Consider the following 21385-nt stretch of genomic DNA (forward strand, 5'->3'; position numbering starts at 1 on the left):
CAACCGACGTCACCAAGTAAACCGACGGAGCCTGGTAAGTCAAGCAATGTGACGAAGCCAACGAGTCCGGTCCAACCAACGTCACCAAGTAAACCGACGGAGCCTGGTAAGACGACGAATGTGACGAAGCCGACAAACCCTGTTCAACCAACGTCGCCAAGCAAGCCGACGGAACCTGGTAAGACGACAAACGTAACGAAGCCAACAAGCCCCGTTCAGCCAACGTCGCCAAGTAAACCGACGGAGCCAGGTAAGACGACGAATGTAACGAAGCCGACGAGCCCCGTTCAACCAACGTCGCCAAGTAAGCCAACAGAGCCGGGTAAGGCTACCAACGTAACGAAGCCAACAAGTCCGGTCCAGCCAACGAATCCTAGCAAACCAGTTCGACCGGTAAAGGTGGTAGGACATTCTCAAGCTAACGCCGAATCCACACAACTGCCACAAACTGGTAACAAGGATAGTAAGCTCGGAATTCTCGGCCTTATGGTTGCTGGCTTTGTGGCGGCAATCAATCTTCTCAAAAAAGAATTCTAAATTTCCCCCTTAACTATTGAGAAGTAACTAATACCCCCCGAATAATATGTCAAGAAGGCCCGACCACAGGATTATTCCCATGGTCGGGCCTTTTTGATTTCTCTTTTTGTTGACACTTGTAAATATTGTTGTTATGATTACAACTGTAAATATAATGCTGAGGTGATAAACATGGTTAAGGTATTCGCATTGATTGTTGGTATTATTTTAATTGCCCTGATTGCTTGGTGGTTCTTTGGCAAGCACGAACAGGCGGCCCAGAGTGCCCAGGTAAAGGATAATGTCCAAAAGGCCACGGTGGTGGTTAATGGTGGCTACTCACCATCAACGGTTGTTCTAAAGAAGGGAGTCCCTGGCCAGGTTGATTTTGATATGCGCGACCACACGGCCTGCTTATCCCACGTTGTTTTTGATTCTTTAGGGGTAAATAAGGACCTTACTAAGCAGAAGATTACCACGGTGAAGATTCCAACTGATAAGGCTGGTGAATTTGACTTTGCCTGTGGGATGGATATGTTCCACGGAAAGGTGGTCGTTAAGTAATGCGTCTCTCAAGTACACAGCGCTTCTGGACATCATTAGTTTTGGCAATCCCCCTGCTTGTTCAAATGGTGGGGATGCTTTTTCACTGGATGATGCCGGGGTATAACTGGGTGGCACTGGTAACGACGACCCTGATTATGCTGGTTGGGGCACTGCCGTACTGGAAGAGTGCCTGGGCGGCCTTTTTGCACCATAATGCTAATATGAACACCTTGGTGGCTGTCGGAACGACAATCGCTTATTTCTATAGTCTCTTTGCGATGGTCACGGGGCGGGCGGTTTACTTCGAGAGTGCCGCCTTTATTACCGTCTTCGTCTTGCTTGGCGATATGATGGAGGAACGGATGCACGATAACGCTTCCAACGCGCTGAAGAAGCTCCTTGGTTTGCAGGTCAAGGATGCACTGGTTAAGCGGGACGGCCAATTTACCCGTGTCCCCCTGGCGGACGTGAAGGTTGGTGACCTTATCCAGGTTAAGCCTGGCGAGAAGTTTCCGGTTGATGGGGAAATCGTGAGCGGTACGACAACCGTCGACGAGTCGATGATTACTGGTGAGAGTATCCCGGTTGCCAAAAAAACGGGTGACCACGTTGTTGGTGCCACAATCAACGGCCGGGGAACTGTCACTTTTAAAGCAACCAAGGTCGGTAAGGATACGATGTTGGCACAGATTGTAGAAATGGTGAAAAGGGCCCAGACGAGTCATGCACCCATCCAACACCTGACCGATAAGATCTCCGGAATATTTGTCCCGGCCGTCCTCATCATCGCCATCGCCACCTTCGTTATTTGGTACGCCTTTTTAGGGGCCAGTGGTGTGCAGGCAATGCTATTTGCGGTGTCGGTCGTCGTAATTGCCTGCCCATGTGCCCTTGGCTTGGCAACCCCCACTGCACTGATGGTGGGCACCGGCCGGGCGGCTAAAATGGGTGTCCTGATTAAAAATGGTGAGGCCCTAGAAACGGTAAATGATGTTAAGACGATTATTTTCGATAAGACGGGGACCATTACCGAAGGAAAGCCACGGGTTACCGACATTGTTGGGCCCCAGCAGCAGGTGCTGGAAGTTGCGGCAAGCCTGGAAGCGGCGTCTGAGCACCCCCTGGCTTCGGCGGTCATGCAGCGGGCTAGTGACGAAGGTATCCAACCCCAGCCAGTTACCGACTTTCAAGCCATTGAAGGAAAGGGTGTGACCGCTAACTTGGCCGGGCAAACGGCCTTTGTCGGCAGCAATAAGTTATCGATGGATTACCAAGTTAGCCCCGAACTAAAGCAGCACTTCAGTAAATTGCAGGACGAGGCCAAGACGGTTATTCTGGTTGGCTTGAACAAGCAAATCATCGGCCTACTGGCAATTCAGGATGTTCCCAAGGCCAATGCTAAGCAGGCAATCGCTGACTTGAAGGCCCAGGGCTTGAAGACGGTAATGCTCACTGGTGACAACGAGCGGGTTGCACAATCAATCGCCCAAGACGTCGGAATTGATGACGTGATTGCCAACGTTTTACCAAACGAAAAGGCCCACTACGTTGAGAAATTTCAAGAAACGGGTAAGGTTGCCTTTGTTGGGGACGGTATTAACGATGCCCCCGCGTTAACAACCGCTGATGTGGGGATTGCGATGGGTTCAGGAACGGACATCGCAATTGATTCCGGAAGTATTGTCCTTGTCCAAAACGACCTGCGTGGGGTTGTCCGTGCCCTGGAGATGAGCAGGAAGACATTTAACCGGATTAAGTTAAACCTCTTCTGGGCCCTCATCTACAACGTGATTGGGATCCCAATCGCTGCTGGTGTCTTCGTCGGCTTGGGATGGGTCCTGAGTCCCGAGATTGCGGCCCTTGCAATGGCCTTCAGTTCGGTTTCCGTTGTTAGTTCCTCATTACTATTGAATAAGACTAAGATTGATTAACAAAAGTAAAGAAAAAGTGGCTCCTAGCGTTCGGTAAGTTACGAATGCTAGGGGCCACTTTGCGTCTTACTACCATTGTTCTTTGGTGTATGCCATCTGCCAAAAGGCCTTTTCGTAGTGACAGCTGATTTCAAACGCCCGCTTCATTTGCTGCCGCGTTTCTTGGCCCGCTGCGTTGGCCTGGCGGTTAACAATGTCAATCATCGCTTGGATGCTGCTTGTGAAGTCGGCGGCAGAATAACTATCGAAGAACTCCTGGTAGAGGGGACGGGGACTCCGCCGATGAATGAGCTGCTGGGCAATCTCGCTGTACAGCCAGTAGCAGGGGAGGAGGCCACTAACGGCTGCCTCTTTACCGTAAGTATTGAGCTGGTAATACATGTGGGTAATGTAGGCGTAAGCAGTTGGGGCGACCGGTGTTGTGGTGAGCTCTTCGTTTTCAAGCCCAATCTCCTGGTGCATCTTTTGGCGGGCCGCGTCTTCACCCTCGCCAAGGTGACGAAGCGTTTCGCCATCCTGTAAGGAAAGGTGGACGGCAATGACCTGATGGAGCTGGTTGAAGGCAGTCAGGTAATGGTTATCCTGAATAAGGTAGTAACGGAAAGTTACCAGTGGTAGTTCACCAGTGCTGAGCTGGTGGATGAAGGGGTGGTTGATGCTGGTGTCACGGGTCTGAATGATCATATCCGTTAACTGATCTGTGAACTTTTTCATTATGTTTTACTCCTCTAGTACTTTACTAACAGTAATTATATCCGACCCCGTAAATAAAAACTAAATTATAGGAAAATATTGTTAATATCCTAGTATTTATTCCAATATTATATAGCGATTATTACGGAAATTAGAATATAAAAGAATTAGGCAAATCCCATTGTACTAGCCAATTGAAACCGCTATTATATAACTATCAAGTGATAACATTCACTAAATTCTGATTACGAAGTTGTAACCTAGAGGAGGCAATTTCAATGACTTCAAAATATGAAACAGAACCTAAAGGCTACACAATGACCACCGTGATGCAAGAAGCAGCACGTTGTTTACTGTGTGAAGACGCACCTTGCTCCAAGGCATGTCCAGCTCACACCAATACAGCTAAATTCATTCGGAGCGTTCGTTTCCGTAACGTTAAAGGGGCTGCTGAAACCATTCGGGAAAACAACGCCCTCGGTGCTATTTGTGCCCGGGTTTGCCCAACTGAACGTTACTGTGAAAGTGCATGTACCCGTGCAAAAATTGATGGCCCAATCGACATTGGTGGAATTCAACGCTATGTTACTGATATGGAACGGAAGGAAAACATGCAGATCCTGCACGCCGGTAAGGAAAACGGCATGAACGTTGCCATCATCGGGAGTGGTCCTGCCGGGCTGCAAGCTGCTGCCACCTTACGGCAAAAGGGTTACGGCGTTGACATTTACGAAAAGAACGCCAAGGCTGGTGGTTACCTGACCTACGGAATTCCTGAATACCGCCTGCCAGAAGCCATCGTTGACTACGAAGTTCAACGGATTGTTAACCTCGGGGCCAACATCAAGTACAACGTTGCCGTTGGTAAGGACATTACCATGGACGACCTGAAGGCTAAGTACGATGCCGTTATCGTGGCCATCGGTGCCAGTGCTGCCAAGACGATTCCGATGTTTGAACACAACATCTGCACGGAATCTGCTATTTCCTTCCTGGCCCGTGCCAAAGAAAACAAGGGCAAGCTTGATGACCTGCCGGACAATGTTCTGGTTATCGGTGGTGGTGACGTTGCGATGGACGTCGTCACAACCCTGAAGAAGCTGGGTGTCACCCACGTTACCGACATGGTATACGAAGAATTCTCTGAATTTAAGGCTTCCAAGAAGGAACTTGAAGGGGCCCAAAAAGAAGGCGTTACGATCGTTGATGGATATGTTCCAACCGATGTACGTCAAAACAAGGTTACCTTCAAGCACCGTAAGATTGATAGTGAAATGACGATTACTGCTGATAAGATCATCTTAGCCATTGGTCAAAAGGTTGACGCAGATGGCTTAGACATTGACATTCAGCACAACGAGATTCCATTCCGGGAAGCACGCTTCCACACTAAGGACCCGAAGGTATTCGCAACTGGTGACATTGTCGATGGTGACAAGACCGTTGTTTACGCCGTTCAAAAGGGTAAGGAAGTTGCCGAAGAAATCGATCGTGTGTTAGGAGGACAAGATAATGATTAAGAAAGACTTGTCAATTGACTTTTTAGGTGTTCACTTTGAGAACCCATTCTGCTTGTCATCTTCACCAGTTGGCAACTGTTACGAAATGTGTAAGAACGCCTACGATGCTGGCTGGGGTGGGATCGTCTACAAGACCTTATCACCAGATCACTTCGTTATTGATGAAGTATCACCAAGATTCTCACAACTGACCAAGGAAGACACCCCATTCGTGGCCTTCAAGAACATGGAACAGCTGGCTGAGCACCCAATGGCTCAAGACCTGGCTGACATGCGCCGCCTGAAGAAGGAATACCCAGACAAGGTTCTGATTGCTTCCATCATGGGTGAAACCCCACAAGACTGGACCGACCTGGCTAAGTTGGTTACCGAAGCCGGTGCGGACATGATTGAATTGAACTTCTCCTGCCCACAGATGACTTCCCACACGATGGGTTCTGATGTTGGTACGAACCCTGAATTATGTAAGACTAACTGTGAAGCCGTTAAGAAGGGGACTAACCTACCAGTATTGGCCAAGATGACGCCAAACATCACGACCATGATTCCAGTTGTTAAGGCCTGCCTCGAAGGTGGCGCTGACGGTATTTCATCCATTAACACCGTTAAGTCCATCACTGACATTGACCTGGACAACAAGGTTGCCTTGCCAAGTATCAATGGTAAGTCAGCTGTTTCTGGTCTGTCTGGGAAGGCTGTTAAGCCAATTGCCCTGCGCTTCTTGCAACAGATTCGTTCCGCTGCGGGACTGGAACAACTGCCAGTTTCCGGTATTGGTGGTATTGAAACCTGGGAAGACGCCGCTGAATTTATCCTGCTCGGTGCCTCGACCTTACAAGTCACAACTGCAATCATGCAGTATGGTTACCGGATTATCGATGACCTGACCAACGGGCTGATGCACTACATGGACGAACAGGGCGTTGACCACCTGAAGGACCTGGTTGGGATTGCTAACAAGAACATCCTGCCAACCAACCAACTGGACCGTGACTACAAGGTTTACCCAAAGATTGACTGGGATAAGTGTATCGGTTGTGGCCGTTGCTTCATCTCCTGTCAAGATGGTGCCCACCAGGCAATGGGCTGGGATGACGATAAGCGCCTGCCGACCTTTGATAAGAGCAAGTGTGTTGGTTGTCAACTCTGTGCCCTGGTTTGCCCAGTCGGCGCAATTAAGTTGGGCTTAGTTGAAATGAAGCCGGGCCGGAAGGGTGACCCTGCTAGGGTTGATGCCTCAACCTTCCAACTGCCCAATGCTGACAACTAAGAATAACCCGCATTAATATAATTCCCAAGCCGGCAACTAGTGTGCTTTCTATACTAGTTGCCGGTATTTTGTCCTATAATAGGCGAGTGCAGGTTACTGTTCCCTGCCAAGTGTGATAAAATAGTAACCGTTTACATAACGATTATAAAGGGACTTTAAAAATGGATGAATGGATGAATTACGAACAATTCGACCGGCAGACGTGGCACGCTTTTTTCCCGGCCGACACGGTTCGCTTAAACCAAGAAAATTTGGATGATATTAAGTCGTTAAACGACCGTATTTCAATCGAAGACGTCAAGGATGTTTACTTGCCGCTGATTAAGTTGCTACAACTCCACTACCAGAACTTTCTGGAATGGCAGATGCAAAAGGCTAACTTTCTACGCCAACCAGTGCGGCGGGTGCCCTACATTATTGGAATTGCCGGGTCGGTAGCGGTTGGCAAGAGTACGATTGCCCGCCTGCTCAGCATCCTCTTGAACAAGCTTCTGCCTGATAAGCGGGTAGAACTGATGACCACGGATGGTTTTCTGTACCCGAATGCGGAACTAAAGCGCCGGGGGATAATGGACCGTAAGGGGTTCCCCGAGTCGTACGACATGGAGAAGCTTTTGAAGTTCTTGAATGACGTCAAGGCAGGGGAACCGGTTGTGAAGGCCCCGACTTACTCACACCAGGTTTATGATGTCCAACCGGATAAGCCGCTGGTAATTGACCGTCCCGATATCTTAATTGTTGAGGGGATTAACACCCTGCAATTGCCGACCAACCAGCGCCTGTACGTCAGCGACTACTTTGACTGGTCAATCTACGTTGATGCCGACCCAGACCTGATTGAATGCTGGTACCTACAACGCTTTGGCCTTCTGCTAAAGACGGCCTTTACGGACCCGTCTAACTACTATTACCCGTACTCTAAAGGGAGTCGGGACGATGCCTTTAAGATGGCCAAGGATGTCTGGAAGTCCGTTGACCTACCTAACCTCAAGGACTTCATCCTTCCGACGAAGACCCGGGCTAACCTGATCCTCCACAAGACCCATGGCCACGTGGTTGACCGCCTCTACCTTCGTCGGGATTAGTAATGGGAGCGCGCTTCGATGCGAAGCAAGTTTTTAGAAAGCATAAAGAGGACTCTAGTGTTCGGAAAATCCGGACGCTAGAGTCCTCTTTGTATATTGCGCTGTAGTATTTTTAACTATTTTCCAGCCCTTATTTGTCTATGGAAATATGCTGGCCCTTAACGGTGATTTGGCCATCCTGTTGGAGGACCTTTAACTGCCTGCTTAACGTTTCCGGGGTCAAGCCGAGGAAGTTCGCCAGGTCCTTTTTCTTGAGGGGCAAGTTAAATGAACGCTTGCCGGTCCGCTTTTCCTGGGCCCTAAGGTAGTCCATAACCCTGTCCTTAGCGTTCATCGAATTGCGCCGGACCGTGTTCTGCTCTGCCAATATCAGGCGTTCTCCAAAGTCATTAAGCAGTGATAGGGCCAGGTCCGGGGTGGCTTTTAATAGCTCTTGAAAGTCACAACGGTTCATTGAGCATACCAAACAATCTTCAGTTGCCTGAATAAAGTTTTCGTGATTGTTGTTACTAAACAGGTTCTCCTGGCCAGTCGAGTCTCCCTTACCCAGCACACCGAGGACGGTTTCCTTGCCTGCCTCGTTTAGGGAGAAAATTTTGGCGTGGCCGGAGTCAATGACAATCATGCCGTCCTTGCCGTCTAACGGTTGCCGAATCAGGCTCCCCTTTGGAAAAAAGTCCTGGTGGGACGAAACCGTCACCAGCTTCTTTTTAAGGTCAACTGGTAGGTTCTTGAAAATTGTTGCCTTGCTCAAACAGGCAATTTCAGAATGATGGGCCATAATTATTACCTCCACTTGATTTAAATCAATTTAATTATAACTGCTTATTCATATAATCAAAGTATCAAGCACCGGTGTTTGTCTAAACGTTTAAGTTAATCATTGAGCAAAGCGAGGGTATTATAATGAAGGTTATTATTGTTGGCTGTACTCATGCCGGAACGATTGCTGCGACGCAAATTCTCAAGGACCACCCGGAGACCGATGTTGTCATCTATGAACGGAATGACAACGTTTCTTTCCTGTCGTGTGGGATTGCGGTTTACCTGAGTGGGGATGTTGGTGACCCAGACGCGATGTTCTACTCCAGTCCAAAGCAACTGGCAGAACTGGGTGCTGATGTTCACATGCAACACAACGTTACGAGCATTGATCCCCAGACGAAGACTGTTAAGGTTACTGACCTCGTAACGGGGGAAGAAAAGACCGATCATTACGATAAGCTTATTGATACAACTGGTTCGTGGCCAATTATCCCGCCAATTGATGGTGTCGACGGGGACCATGTCTACCTGTGCAAGAACTACCACCACGCCAAAGAACTTTTTGCGGCTGCTAAGGATGCCCAGCGGGTCTTGGTTATCGGTGCCGGCTACATCGGGGTTGAGCTGGTTGAAGCCTACACCCGGCAAAACAAGGACGTTACGTTGATCGATGGCGCACCGCGGATGCTGCATAAGTACTTTGACCAGGAATATACCGACCGTATTCAACAGCAGTTTAAGAAAAAGGGCGCTACCCTGGCCTTTAACCAAAAGGTCACCGCCTTTGAGGAGCACGGTGATGGGGTGACGGTGAAAACTGATCAGGGGAGTTTTGAAGCGGACATTGCAATTCTCTGCGTTGGCTTCCGGCCCAACACTAGCCTACTTAAGGGGAAGGTTAAGATGCACGATAACGGGGCGATTGTTACTAACGAATACATGCAGTCGTCCGATCCCGACATTTATGCCGCGGGGGATTCAACCAGCGTCCACTATAACCCGACCGGAAAGGATGCTTACATTCCTTTGGCAACGAACGCGGTCCGGCAGGGAACGATGGTGGGGATTAACATCTTTGGCAATAAGATGCGCGACATGGGAACCCAGTCTAGTTCTGGCTTGAACCTCTACGGAACAACGATGGTCTCCTCCGGCTTAACGCTTGAGAATGCTAAGGCAGTGGGAATTGATGCCGATTCCGTTACCATTGAAGATAACTATCGTCCAGAGTTTATGCCATCAACGGAGAAGGTTCTGATGACCCTCGTTTGGGATAAGCAGACGCGGCAGATTATTGGTGGGCAACTGATGAGTAAGTACGATGTCGCCCAGTCGGCCGGTGTCCTCTCCCTGTGCATTCAGGACAAGCACACGATCGACTACCTGGCCTTCGTGGACATGCTATTCCAGCCTAACTTTGACCGTCCGTTCAACTACCTCAACATCCTTGCGCAAGCAGCGGTTGCTAAGGCTGCTAAGTAAACACAAAAGCCAGGATTGTGGTTAATTAAACCGCAAACCTGGCTTTTGCTATTCATTGGTGAGCCAGTCGAGGAGGGGGACCGTGGTGAAGTCCTCGTCCCGTCCCCAATCGTGGTCACCCGGCTTAGCGATTATCAGGGTTCGATGGGCGTTTGCCGGAAGGTGGTGCAGGCCGCTAACCGCCTTATCGTAGGTCGTCTGATTGAGAAATGAAAAGTTAAACTGAAAGAAGTACTTTTCGGCGTCGCGGATGGCAATGAAGGTTACGGGATGGCGTCCCTTTTGTCCGCTATAAACATGGAACCCCCGGGCGGTTAGTTCGTTGAAAACGAGCATTGTCAGGTTGGCAGCTGACAGTGCACCCTGGTGGTTGGTGAGCAGGCAGCGGAGGATGGGGTCGACGGGGTAGTACTGCACGTTCGTTTTCTTGACCCTTTCGGTGGCCAGGTTTAATTCTGGACAAGCGGTGAAGAGAAAGCCCTCCTGCACGAAGGCCAAATATGATGCCAAGGTCTTATTGGAAACTTGGATATTGCGCTCCTGCAGGGCCGTAACCGCCTGTGAGACGTTGATGGGGACGCCAGAATGGTGGGCCAAGAACGTAATCAGGTGTTTCAATAAGTTCGGGTTGACCAGCCCCGGGTGCTGCATCAGGCTCTTGAGGATAATCGTGTTCAGGACATCCTCACTATAGTTACGTACGGAGGAATCGTCCCGGATGCTCTGCGCGAAGGGGAAGCCACCCCGGTTGAGGTAATGGTAAAGGGCGGTAAAGTCGGCCGCCTGGTGGTGGAAGTCAATAAATTCGTGAAACCTGAACGGCCGCACGGCAATTAGTTGGCAGGGGAACTGCTCAGCCAATTTACAGATTTGGTGATCGGACCCCGTTACGTACAGGTCAATGTTGGGGATGCTAGTCAGGCGGCGGACCAGTTGCTGGTAATTGGGCAGGCTCTCAAGCTCGTCGAGGAAAAGAAAGTTAGTCTTCTCCTTGACGAGCCCTTTTTTTATCTTACTTACCATCGCTGGAATCGTCAGGCTAGCGAAGGCCAGGTCCTGCTCAAAGTCGATGGTTTTGATCTGCTGACAGAGGATGCCGTCCTGCTTGAGCCAGGACTGGTACTGGTTAATTAAGGTTGATTTCCCGCTCCGGCGAATGCCAAAAATAATTTTGATAGTAGAATCACACTGACTATTTCTTAATTGGTCTAGCTGGTAAGAACGCGCGAACATTCACTCATCTCCGGTAAAATTGTGGTGCATAATTGATTTTACCAGAAGATGTTAACCTATTCAAATTTGGAAATAATTCTAAATTCATGGGCTTTTATAGACACTGTGCGGCAGTAAAAATATATTTTTAAGTAAAAAGACATCCTGGCTGTCTCGCGTTGCTACCGGTTGCACAAAATAAATTGGTCTACATGTATTGACAAGCGCGCAAATACCAGTTAAGAAGGTACTACAGATTATCAAAGCGAGGTAGTTAACGTGCTGAAGAAGCAAAGCATTGCACCCGATTTTCCCCTTCACCAGTCACTTGGTCTGACTGTGCAGACCGATATGGGTGGCCAGCAGGCCGAAATCAACAACTTTTATTGGGCCCCACTGTTTAATGGCGGTATTCCACACCCGGTTGTGGTGGGAACCCAGCAGCCAATCCTACTTGTTGATGAAGGTGATTTGCGGTTGTCCACGGTTGACTTTGCGAAGGACCTTCGTCGCTATTTGACCGGGGCCCTGGCCAAAGTTAGCGCTGACCAGGTTCGACGACTGGTAATTGTATACCGGCCAAGCTGGGCTGCAGAATACCACTTGCCAGCTGATGCCCAGCGGATTCGAATTGCCCACCGCCTGATTCGGGACGCCCTTGCGGCAATTTATGACCTGGCGACCGCTGGGCAGGTGCCCATTTTCTATGGTGGCTTTTACTTTGAAGATGAGTTGCCATTGATTTTAGGTGATGGCAACGTTGACGGCGTTTTGATAAATCAATGAGTTGATTGAAGGACGGCGGGTGGGAGTGTACCGGCCGCTTTCGATTATCCTGAGAAAGGAGGAAATCCAAATGCTAAAAGTAAATGAAGAACTAACAAAGCTTGATGAGCAGGCTGTTAAAGAAGAATTAGCCCTGTTGACTGCCGCTTTAAACGGCTAACCCACTTTCATCATGAATATTCCATCCATTCACGGGCGGAATCTCAGGAATTGTTTGACCTGGGATTGCGCTCGTTTATGTAATGGCGAAAAAGAAACAATTATTTGTGATCGTCAGTTGACCGTCCGTCTTTTAGCCTGTAAACTTAGGGAAAAGAGCAAATTTTGATGAAGGAAGTGGCAACGTGGCAAACGTCAATTTAGATACATTTGACAAGATTATCGTCCTTGACTTTGGTAGCCAGTACAACCAGCTGATTACCCGGCGCTTGCGTGACTTCGGGGTTTACTCAGAGCTCCTCTCGCACAAGATTACGGCGGACGAAGTCAAGAAGATTAAGCCGAAGGGGATTATTTTCTCCGGAGGACCAAACAGTGTCTATGATGAAGGTGCCTTTAAGGTTGATCCAGCAATCTTTAAGCTGGGTATTCCAATCTTAGGGATCTGTTACGGGATGCAATTGATGACTTATGAACTCGGCGGTAAGGTCGAAAAGGCGGATAATTCGGAATACGGCCGGGCCGATATTAAGGTGTTGGACAAGGATGCCCCTTTATTTAAGGGTCTGCCAGAAAAGCAGTATGTTTGGATGAGCCATGGGGACCTTGTTACCGAAGCTCCAGCTGGTTTCAAGGTTACGGCAACCAGCAAAAACTGCCCAATCTCTGCGATTGCGGATGATAAGCGGAAGTTCTACGGTATCCAGTTCCACGCGGAAGTTCGGAACTCAGAATACGGGTTGGACATCCTGCGGCGCTTTGCCTTTGACGTCTGTGGTGCCAAGGACAATTGGACAATGGATGACTTCATTGACCTGCAAATTGACCACATTCGCAAGGAAGTGGGCGACAAGAAGGTTATCCTGGGCCTGTCCGGTGGGGTGGACTCCAGCGTGACCGCCGTTTTGATCCACAAGGCAATTGGTGACCAACTGACCTGCATCTTCGTTGACCACGGTCTGTTGCGGAAAAACGAAGCCGACCAAGTGATGAACGCCTTGAACCGTGACCTTGGTGTCAACATTGTCAAAGTTGATGCTGCGGACCGCTTCCTTGGTAAGTTGAAGGGCGTTACCGATCCTGAAAAGAAGCGGAAGATTATCGGTAAGGAATTCATCGAGGTCTTCAATGAAGAAGCCAAGAAGATTCCGGACGCGGACTTCCTGGCTCAAGGAACCCTGTACACCGATGTAATTGAGTCGGGGACTGATACGGCCCAGACAATTAAGTCCCACCACAATGTTGGGGGCCTACCGAAGAAGCTCGGCTTTAAGCTGATTGAACCACTGCGGAAACTCTTTAAGGACGAAACCCGTGAATTAGGTGAGAAGCTGGGAATTCCGCACGAGTTAGTATGGCGACAACCATTCCCTGGCCCCGGCTTGGGAATCCGGGTAATTGGCGAAATTACGCCTGAGAAACTGGAAATTGTCCGGGAAAGTGACGCTATCCTGCGTGATGAAATCAAGAAGGCCGGCTTGGACGAGAAGATTTGGCAGTACTTCACTGTCCTACCAGGAATTCGTTCCGTCGGCGTGATGGGGGATGGCCGGACCTACGACTACGCGGTTGCTATCCGGGCAGTCACCTCAATTGATGGGATGACGGCGGACTTTGCCAAGATTCCGTGGGATGTTCTGCAAAAGATTTCGGTGCGGATCGTAAACGAAGTCGACCACGTTAACCGGATCCTTTACGATGTCACGAGTAAGCCGCCTTCGACAATCGAATACGAATAATTCAGCTTTTGCGCTAGGATAAGGAATCCCGGTATAACGGCTTTTAGCGGGACTGCACCAATTCAAAAATAAGCAAAAACTGGGTTGTTCCCTACCAAAAACCCTACCAAAAATTAGCGATTGTAATCATTAAATTGGCAGGTCTATTTAAGATAAACATTGGGATTAGATAGGATAACTTGAAAGATAGTTATTCTATTTTTTTATGCCGTTACCTACCAAATTTATTATTTTTGTAATATTTGCTTGTTTTGGTCAAAGTAAGCAACTGTTGGCTACCTTATCGTTGATTGATAAGGTGGTCATTTTTGTTTCTTTTTGATGATGCAAAAAGAAATTGCTGGTCCAGCTGGCAAGTTCAGCTGGTCGGTGTTGTTACTTATGTCGAACACATAAGTAAATCAGATATAGAATCTCGAAATGACCTTGAATGCAATCTCAAGGTACTCATTTTCGAATGTAATATCTGATTGCTCGACAGGGTGAAGGGGAGCTAGCAAGGCGCCCCTCCAAGCATTAGTTATGTATTACAAACTCGTTTGGTATTACTAACTTAATTGCTTGCGAGTCGTATATGATCAGAGATATAATATATTTGAAGAATTTGGTACCTACCAATTAATTATTGGTGGGTACCAAAAATATACGACCCGACGATTACGGAAATTTAGTCAGTCGTTGTCGCGAGCACGCGAAGACTGAAAATTTCTTTTGCTGTTAGGCAAAACTAAGGAGGTTATTGAGAATGAAGCCATTAAAGAATAAGTTAATTCAGGCTCGTTTAAGTGAGGATGAGTTGGCAGATTTTGATGAAGTGAAGCATGAATTGGGGCTTACTGGTAACTCAAAGGCAATGCGCCAAATGATTCGTGATGAGAAATTATTAATGCAAGCAACTGATGAGTGTCACAATGACAACTATGATGCAGTTACAATTTTAGTTCAGCAATTAAATAATCAGGGTAGGTTGCCGTTAGTTGAAGCATTGTGTGGGTTAACAAATTCCAAGTCATTAAGCGAGTTAAAGATAGTTCGGGACCAGTACGCTGATATTCAGCAGCAACTTGAAGGTATTATGTACGTGGCGACCAAATCAGGAACCAATTTAAATCAAATCGCTCATGTTTTGAATACCGCAAAAGGGCAAGCAGAACAAGAGAACGCTGATTTAACCGATAGTGATTTATGGAATTGGGTAGCTAACCAACTTGTTCAGAATAATCGGATTTTAGCAGAGTTACACTCTAAAATTGACGAGTTTCAAATTAAGGTAGGACTTCTCAAGAAAGCGAATGATAGATATGACAGTTCTCGAAACGCACTCGTGTCGTAGTAGTTACGGACGGTTGCAATATCTATTTCAGGAACCACCCCATAGCTATCAAAAGACATCGCGGCGAGTATTAGCGTGTAGCGGGTTCAATATTAAGCTACTGCATGACCAACATGGACATATCGCAAACACACAAAATGGTGCGTATTTGGAAAAGCAATTTAAAGCTAATCTGCAGAAGGCCCATAATCCTAAACGTAAATACCAAGCACAAACATTAATTATCTCTTTTTCACCCGATGAATTTGATACTACTGACCTGAGTGAACAGGCAAACCAAGCTTTAATGCTTGTCAAACATTATGTTCATCAACATTTTGCCGATGCACAATCAGTAATCGCCATTCAGGCTGATGGGGACGGCGGTAAGCTACATGCTCATATTGTATTTAATACCGTAAGACCTAATGGCCGTACAGTACCAACTAACCGCTTTAACATATATAAATTAAGAACCAACTTTGATCATGAAATGATAGCTAACTATCAGCGAGTAACTGGCAATAGTTGGACTAACCCTATATCTAAACAACAGAAACGACAAGATATAGATAATATAGTGACGCGTTCGCAGTGGCAGAAGAGCCTAAAGAAGATAATCAACCAAGTTAAGAATGAGGTTGATTCCCTAAGAGAATTTGTCCACCTATTAGGCACCCAAGGAATTACGATTACTGAGCGCAAGAAAGGGACTGCTTGGACATATCATCAAACCATTAATGGAAAAGAATATAAAGTTCGGGATTTTTATCAACGGGTGAAAAAACAAACCGGTGAGGTGATATCAACACGCGGACTAGGACAGAGCTTTACTAAAAGTAACTTAGAACAATGTTTTGCACAGAAACAGGAGGAGCGAACAAATAATGAACAAAACGAACAACTTGCAAAAATCAAAACCATGGCCGCAGATGCCCGAGCACGATCTCAGCGTCAACAGCAACAATTCAAATTCAATCAACATCAACTCCAAGCCACCAAAATTGAAGAACAGGAACAAAGAGATGGACTTAAAACTCGACAAACTCATAGAAGACAAAGCCAGTCACGACGACTTGAAGAGCTTAGCCGACAAAAAAGACGTGCAAAAATTGCACGACGACTTGCTACAGCAAAAGCAAAGTCTCACAAAACAGCTTCAGGACCAGACCTCTAAGGTGACACAGACTGTCACAGATGCGCACGATATTGGTTATGGTGATGGCTTGGGCAAGCGCGTTGATGCTCTTAGTCAAAAATATGATGGATTAGAAACTAACATTAATCTTAGGGAAAATCGTTTAGATCAAAAGACTCAGCAGTATATCGCTAAACTGGCTGACCTGAATCAGATTGGTCGATATTTACAAACTTATACCAAGACAATTAATCAGCAACAAGTACCAGTAATGCGTCAACTAATTTTAGCGATGCAACAAGGTATCACGATTGATACTTCTAATGTGACTAAATCGGTGTACCAAGAGTTCCAAGCCTTAACCGGCCATACTATCCAGGAGGTTATCAAAACGGCAGTTAGTGATGGTTTTAAAAAGGACCGTCATATCGCACAAAAGGCCAGCGAGTCGGCGCAATTATCGGCAGATGTGGCCGAAAATGCGGTTACCAAACTCGAACAAAGTATTCATAAACTTAAGTGGCTATCATACTTTTTAATCGTGGAAGCCATGCTCGCAATCTTATTAGTGACAGTAGTACCAGGTGGCTGGGCAAAATTTTTTGTCATGTGCTTCGTAATCTTACTAATGTACGGTTTAGATCGGAAATTAATTAGGGAGGAAAAATGAGTTTCAACGTGGACAGTTTCTCTGATGCAAAATTAGATGAACTCTTAACCAGAGTTACTAAAATTCCTGAATGGGAACTTAAAAATACACAATCAGAACGTGAAAATAAACGGATACGTCAAATACAGATACATCTGAAAATGATTAGGCAAGTGGAAAAGCAAGAACAACGTCAAAAATTAAGGCAACGAACTAAAAATACGAATTCTTCTTCAAGTAAAAATCGTAATAATGATAATGACCTAGGACTATAAAAAGGCCCAACAAAGTGTTGAGCCATTATTATGAAATTACTTTAAAGAATAACTCAACAGAAAAAACCGCCCAGCTCGAAAGCTGAACGGTTGGTCAAGGTTGCTAATCCATGCTATAATATAACCAGCTAAAGTTTGAATATTATATTCAACAATTAGGCTGATAGATTAGCGGATAAAGCGCCCTTGTTCTAGTGTACTGCAATACACCACCAGCGAGGCGCAACCAAGAAATTCCGTAATAATCTCACGGCCTTTCATAAAGGTTTGCGTGCATTGGTGGTTACCAGTGCACTTTTTTATTATAGCAATTTTTGAAGTGCAAGGTCAATCGCTTCAGGGAGTAAGTAACAGCGAATCAAAACATCGCAAGCTTCCGGACCAGCAGTCAGTGGGTCGAAATCTGTGCTAAGCGCAGATTTCGCTTCTCGTAAAAGTTCCCAATTAGAAACCAAGTTTTGCTCAGCTTTGATTTGGTCGAAGGTGTACGAGCCAGAACCGTTGCCCGTGACAGAGTCCTCAGTAAAGAGTTTGTCCTCAAGGTGGGCACAGAATGTGTCCCTATTTTCCTTTATCCTAACTGATAAGGATTTTCGTGAATAAGGTTTTTTATTTTTCTAGAGTTGCGGTTTGACGTTTACTCTGCGCGAGTGTGAGTAAGTAACTGTCGCCGCCTTCGATTTTATAGCCAATCATTCGTTTATTGTAAATTTGTTGGCTAGTTGGATCAGTTAGTACCATACTATCATCGAATGTGTGTGGATGGACAACATCTTTAGTTGCTTCTTTGAAGTAATTATAAGTAAAGATACTCAATAATCTATTACCTTCTTTATCTACATCACCATTAACATCTTCTTGCTTACTATCATATAATCTTTGGGCAGTTTTAAATAACTTTAAAGCTTGAGGGTTTTGTAACGCAGCTTTTGCATAAGTTTCATCATATTTATGCTCATCAAACATATCAATTGATTTATAAGATATTTTTTGACTTACTACTTTGTTTCCTGACGGATCCGTTTTGGCTGCTATTTTTACGCTTTGAGCTTTTGGCTCTAAGTATTTTGCATTCTTGGCGTTTGCAAGTTCAGCTTCATAGCGTCGTTGAGTAATCTTTTTTGGAAAACTAAATTCGTGATTAACAGCATCCCTTATTTCACTGGCATTCGAGGCCTCCATTTCTTCCTTTTTTACACCTGTTGGCTTCCCCATGTATAAAGAAATTGAATTATCTTCAACATTTCTATATGTGATATTCTTTGGTAGTCTTGCTGTTGATCCTCCAACGATCTTGTCACGAAATTCTTGCTGGTCATCGCCTGAAAGATCATCCATTAAACCATTATATGTCACCTTATTATGGGCATTTTTAATTTCATCAGTCGCATCCTTGAAATAATCTTTGTCCTGTTTTTTACCTAGTTTAACGGCGGATTATTTTCAAAGTTAAAGTTATTCTACAAAATAAAAATAATTGTATATAAATAATACGCTAAACGTTGCTTTATAATCAGCCGATTATCTAATATGCAAGCAAATCATGATGTTAATAAGTAATTGGTAGATTGATAAGTATATGAAGCATCTTTACAGGCTTATGATGCTGGGTATAATAGTGGTTGTAAAGAGATATATCCACATTTATAAGTGATAGCAAAATATAGGAAGGACGCTATTTATGTTATCAATCAATAACCGAAAAGAACAACAACGTCAAATGACAACAAACCCAAACCGTTTTAGTTTAAGAAAACTCAGTGTTGGAGTATGTTCACTAGTTGTAGGTTTCTCTTTTATGGGAATGATGGCACACGCTGACCAAGTTTCTCCATCTGCTAACCAAGAAGTTGTTCGAACACCCAATAATGAAAAATCTGATCAACAGCAATCTACTGATCAGGCTGGTCAATCAGTAACTACATTGGCCAACAAGAGCAGTGATAACCAAACTGTTAGTCAACCAGATACTACTTATGCTAATGACACGCAAACTGACCAAGTCAATGTCAACGATTGGACATATACCGGACAAACAGATGGGATCACTCTAACTGGCTTCAATGGTCACATTGTCAATGGCAAGATTGTGGTTCCAAATACTTTTGACTTTATTAAGGCTGGGGTTATCACCGATGGTCAAAAAGTTTATTTAGGTGCTTACTTCCGTCGCAACACAGGCAATTCTAATAACATTCATGATCAGTACGGTAGTCAAGCAAATGAGTTTGCCATTTCAAAGAATGGAAATGGTAAGGTTTATGCAGAAGGCGATTGGGGCGATGCCTTTAATGGAACGCCATACCAGGTGATGGATCTTACAAATTTGGATGTTTCGGGTGTTACTAATGCTTCACAGATGTTTGCTAGTTCACTAGTTCAACGAATTATTGGATTAGATCATTGGGATACAAGTAAGATTAAAAGCATGGGCAGCATGTTTTGGAACTGTAATAATTTAACTTCTGTCGGAGATCTTAGTAATTGGAATGTTTCAAACGTAACCAATACTTCCCAAATGTTTCTTGGTACTGGAAAACTAGCATCTGTTGGTGACTTATCTAAGTGGAATATGTCCAAGAATACAAATATGTTCTGCATGTTTGCAGGAGCAGGCATGGTTAATTTGGGTAATCTTAATAACTGGGATACAAGCAAAGTCACCGATATGAAGTACATGTTCTTTGACGCTAAGAGTTTACGAAACATTGGTGATGTATCTAACTGGGATACCATCAATGTTACAGATATGCAGTTCATGTTTAATGGCGCTCAGAGTCTTCAAAGCATTGGTGCTTTAGATAAGTGGCAAGTTGGCAATGTAACTAACATGCAACACATGTTTGATAGCATGAGCTCGTTAACCACTTTGGGTGACCTGAGTAACTGGGACACCAGCAAAGTTACTGACATGAATCACATGTTCAACAATGATTTTAAGTTACAACATGTTGGGTTACTGAATCACTGGAACACCGGTAATGTTAAGGACATGAATCACATGTTCTTTAATAACACCAGTTTAGATAAGTTAGACGTATCTAATTGGAACACCAGCAAAGTGACTAACATGCACTACACTTTTGCTTCCGATAATTTGAATACTTCACTCCAATCATTAGGTGACCTATCTAATTGGGACACTGGGAATGTAACGACCTTTAATGGAACATTCTCACACTTAGCTGCAATTAAAAGCCTTGGTGACCTATCGCATTGGAACATCGGCAAAGCCACTGACATGCAGGTTATGTTTTACTATATGAAAAAACTTGAATCGTTAGATGTATCCGGCTGGGATGTCAGCAACGTTCAGAATATGGTCATGATGTTCATGGATGACCACAAACTGGAAAGCTTAACTGGATTAGCCAACTGGAATGTTTCCAATGTCCATGCGGCAAATGCGATGTTCTGCCGAACTGGTTTACGGAATATTGATATCCATGGTTGGAACCTTAGCAATGATACCGATACCCGTTGGATGTTTGCTTATGGTCTTAACCCAACAGTCATCGATATGCGTGGTGTTAAGTTACCAACGAAGACTAACTTCTCACTGCTTAGTTTCTACAGTAATAAGCCAATGGTTGTATACAGTGATGAAGGTTCACAATTATTCAGCCTGAATAATGCTAAATTAAATAACTATTATGATTGGGTAGGCAATGTCACGATTAATGTCACGGGCCACCAAAATACCAATCGATTAACTCTCGATAAAGTTAACGAACAAAGATCAGCGTCTAGTCAAGAAGTAATCGCAACGTTGCCAATGGACTTCGTATTTACGGATCCAATTGCGGTTAGAAACCAAATGCGCACGGTAACCAACCAATTAGCCGTTAATAAACTTGTTCATGATAAGTATGGCAAGGGAGTTAATGTTTCAAAAGATGATTTTGCGGATGATGCTAGTGCGCCTGTTCCAAGCTTAAAGAATGATTTTAGCAAGGATGTAACGGACCTTGTTGCTGATAATTACAATCTGCACCTTGTTAATAACTCATATACGCAAAGAATTGTGTACAAGGATAAGGATGGCAATACACTCAACACTGTTGAATTCAGTGATTATCTTGATAATAATAACCATGCCACTGTTAAGCAGCAGGACTTAATTAAAAAGATTAATGATAACTTGCCAAAGGGGTATGAAATTGTATCTGGTTTATCAACCGGTGACTTATTAATTGACGGGACTACTCCTAACGATATCTTAATTGTTGTTCAACCAGTTAGAAGCAGTGCTCAAGTAATTTACCAAGATGAAAATGGTAATACCATTAGTAGTTCCACAATCAACG

At 45.3% G+C, this 21385-nt stretch carries 18 protein-coding genes; 14 read left to right on the forward strand and 4 right to left on the reverse strand.

The features are described from left to right. The 3 genes from QOS01_RS08765 to QOS01_RS08775 all read left to right on the forward strand — a co-directional run. A partial coding sequence (locus QOS01_RS08765; protein WP_283622017.1) for an LPXTG cell wall anchor domain-containing protein occupies positions 1 to 537 on the forward strand: 537 nt, incomplete at its 5' end. 171 nt (positions 538 to 708) lie between these two features. After that, positions 709 to 1080 carry a cupredoxin domain-containing protein gene (locus tag QOS01_RS08770; RefSeq protein ID WP_408612496.1) on the forward strand — a complete coding sequence of 124 codons (372 nt, stop codon included), beginning with the start codon at positions 709 to 711 and terminating at the stop codon, positions 1078 to 1080. After that, the gene (locus QOS01_RS08775) at positions 1080 to 2993 is read left to right on the forward strand and encodes a copper-translocating P-type ATPase (protein ID WP_283622018.1); all 1914 of its coding nucleotides are present in this window, start codon (positions 1080 to 1082) and stop codon (positions 2991 to 2993) included. Before QOS01_RS08770 ends, QOS01_RS08775 begins: the two co-directional genes overlap by 1 nt. 69 nt (positions 2994 to 3062) lie before the next feature. Here the strand turns inward: QOS01_RS08775 and tenA are convergent, their stop codons facing one another. After that, the gene (gene tenA / locus QOS01_RS08780) at positions 3063 to 3707 is read right to left on the reverse strand and encodes a thiaminase II (RefSeq protein WP_283622019.1); all 645 of its coding nucleotides are present in this window, start codon (positions 3705 to 3707) and stop codon (positions 3063 to 3065) included. A gap of 257 nt (positions 3708 to 3964) precedes the next feature. Here tenA and QOS01_RS08785 point away from each other — a divergent pair, with 257 nt between their 5' ends. The 3 genes from QOS01_RS08785 to coaA all read left to right on the forward strand — a co-directional run bounded on the left by QOS01_RS08785 (position 3965) and on the right by coaA (position 7561). After that, entirely contained in the window at positions 3965 to 5206 is a 1242-nt protein-coding gene (locus QOS01_RS08785) for an NAD(P)-dependent oxidoreductase (RefSeq protein ID WP_283622020.1), read from the forward strand. After that, entirely contained in the window at positions 5199 to 6476 is a 1278-nt protein-coding gene (gene preA, locus QOS01_RS08790; protein ID WP_283622021.1) for an NAD-dependent dihydropyrimidine dehydrogenase subunit PreA, read from the forward strand. Before QOS01_RS08785 ends, preA begins: the two co-directional genes overlap by 8 nt. A gap of 161 nt (positions 6477 to 6637) precedes the next feature. Beyond that, the gene (coaA, locus tag QOS01_RS08795; protein ID WP_283622022.1) at positions 6638 to 7561 is read left to right on the forward strand and encodes a type I pantothenate kinase; all 924 of its coding nucleotides are present in this window, start codon (positions 6638 to 6640) and stop codon (positions 7559 to 7561) included. Positions 7562 to 7691: 130 nt separating this feature from the next. Here the strand turns inward: coaA and QOS01_RS08800 are convergent, their stop codons facing one another. Continuing rightward, positions 7692 to 8342 (reverse strand): Crp/Fnr family transcriptional regulator, encoded by a 651-nt coding sequence (locus QOS01_RS08800; RefSeq protein WP_283622023.1) that lies wholly within the window; start codon positions 8340 to 8342, stop codon positions 7692 to 7694. A gap of 125 nt (positions 8343 to 8467) precedes the next feature. On the opposite strand from QOS01_RS08800, the gene QOS01_RS08805 reads away from it, so the two are divergent. Further along, on the forward strand, positions 8468 to 9808 hold the full coding sequence (locus QOS01_RS08805) for an FAD-dependent oxidoreductase (protein WP_283622024.1): 1341 nt from the start codon (positions 8468 to 8470) through the stop codon (positions 9806 to 9808). Positions 9809 to 9856: 48 nt separating this feature from the next. Here the strand turns inward: QOS01_RS08805 and QOS01_RS08810 are convergent, their stop codons facing one another. Further along, positions 9857 to 11041 (reverse strand): ATP-binding protein, encoded by a 1185-nt coding sequence (locus QOS01_RS08810; protein WP_283622025.1) that lies wholly within the window; start codon positions 11039 to 11041, stop codon positions 9857 to 9859. A gap of 258 nt (positions 11042 to 11299) precedes the next feature. Here QOS01_RS08810 and QOS01_RS08815 point away from each other — a divergent pair, with 258 nt between their 5' ends. From QOS01_RS08815 to QOS01_RS08840, 6 genes are all read left to right on the forward strand, one after another. Beyond that, entirely contained in the window at positions 11300 to 11806 is a 507-nt protein-coding gene (locus QOS01_RS08815; RefSeq protein WP_283622026.1) for a triose-phosphate isomerase, read from the forward strand. A gap of 344 nt (positions 11807 to 12150) precedes the next feature. After that, a complete protein-coding gene (gene guaA / locus QOS01_RS08820) occupies positions 12151 to 13704 on the forward strand; it encodes a glutamine-hydrolyzing GMP synthase (RefSeq protein WP_283622027.1) in 1554 nt (517 codons plus the stop codon). 745 nt (positions 13705 to 14449) lie between these two features. Continuing rightward, entirely contained in the window at positions 14450 to 15037 is a 588-nt protein-coding gene (gene mobC / locus QOS01_RS08825) for a plasmid mobilization relaxosome protein MobC (protein ID WP_098045429.1), read from the forward strand. Between the two features lie 148 nt (positions 15038 to 15185). Then, a complete protein-coding gene (locus tag QOS01_RS08830; protein ID WP_390893934.1) occupies positions 15186 to 16193 on the forward strand; it encodes a relaxase/mobilization nuclease domain-containing protein in 1008 nt (335 codons plus the stop codon). A gap of 1 nt (position 16194) precedes the next feature. After that, positions 16195 to 16824: a hypothetical protein gene (locus QOS01_RS08835; protein WP_098045427.1), complete on the forward strand. Its 630-nt coding sequence runs from the start codon at positions 16195 to 16197 to the stop codon at positions 16822 to 16824. Beyond that, complete coding sequence (locus tag QOS01_RS08840; RefSeq protein WP_098045426.1) at positions 16821 to 17078, forward strand: hypothetical protein; 258 nt, start codon at positions 16821 to 16823, stop codon at positions 17076 to 17078. The genes QOS01_RS08835 and QOS01_RS08840 overlap by 4 nt, the downstream gene beginning before the upstream one ends. Before the next feature lie 609 nt (positions 17079 to 17687). On the opposite strand, the gene QOS01_RS08845 is transcribed toward QOS01_RS08840, so the two are convergent. After that, positions 17688 to 18416 (reverse strand): hypothetical protein, encoded by a 729-nt coding sequence (locus tag QOS01_RS08845; RefSeq protein ID WP_283622028.1) that lies wholly within the window; start codon positions 18414 to 18416, stop codon positions 17688 to 17690. Positions 18417 to 18759: 343 nt separating this feature from the next. Between QOS01_RS08845 and QOS01_RS08850 the strand changes: the two genes are divergently transcribed. Beyond that, the coding region (locus QOS01_RS08850; protein ID WP_283622029.1) for a BspA family leucine-rich repeat surface protein at positions 18760 to 21385 on the forward strand (2626 nt) is incomplete at its 3' end.

It is taken from the genome of Limosilactobacillus avium (genome assembly GCF_947381485.1).
In the GTDB taxonomy this organism is placed as follows: Bacteria; Bacillota; Bacilli; order Lactobacillales; family Lactobacillaceae; genus Limosilactobacillus; species Limosilactobacillus avium.

Bases quoted from the DNA above. Each gene is read 5' to 3' on its own strand.
- QOS01_RS08770 (WP_408612496.1), top strand. From the start codon at position 709: ATGGTTAAGGTATTCGCATTGATTGTTGGTATTATTTTAATTGCCCTG.
- QOS01_RS08775 (WP_283622018.1), top strand. From the start codon at position 1,080: ATGCGTCTCTCAAGTACACAGCGCTTCTGGACATCATTAGTTTTGGCA.
- tenA (WP_283622019.1), bottom strand. From the start codon at position 3,707: ATGAAAAAGTTCACAGATCAGTTAACGGATATGATCATTCAGACCCGT.
- QOS01_RS08785 (WP_283622020.1), top strand. From the start codon at position 3,965: ATGACTTCAAAATATGAAACAGAACCTAAAGGCTACACAATGACCACC.
- preA (WP_283622021.1), top strand. From the start codon at position 5,199: ATGATTAAGAAAGACTTGTCAATTGACTTTTTAGGTGTTCACTTTGAG.
- coaA (WP_283622022.1), top strand. From the start codon at position 6,638: ATGGATGAATGGATGAATTACGAACAATTCGACCGGCAGACGTGGCAC.
- QOS01_RS08800 (WP_283622023.1), bottom strand. From the start codon at position 8,342: ATGGCCCATCATTCTGAAATTGCCTGTTTGAGCAAGGCAACAATTTTC.
- QOS01_RS08805 (WP_283622024.1), top strand. From the start codon at position 8,468: ATGAAGGTTATTATTGTTGGCTGTACTCATGCCGGAACGATTGCTGCG.
- QOS01_RS08810 (WP_283622025.1), bottom strand. From the start codon at position 11,041: ATGTTCGCGCGTTCTTACCAGCTAGACCAATTAAGAAATAGTCAGTGT.
- mobC (WP_098045429.1), top strand. From the start codon at position 14,450: ATGAAGCCATTAAAGAATAAGTTAATTCAGGCTCGTTTAAGTGAGGAT.
- QOS01_RS08840 (WP_098045426.1), top strand. From the start codon at position 16,821: ATGAGTTTCAACGTGGACAGTTTCTCTGATGCAAAATTAGATGAACTC.
- QOS01_RS08845 (WP_283622028.1), bottom strand. From the start codon at position 18,416: ATGGATGATCTTTCAGGCGATGACCAGCAAGAATTTCGTGACAAGATC.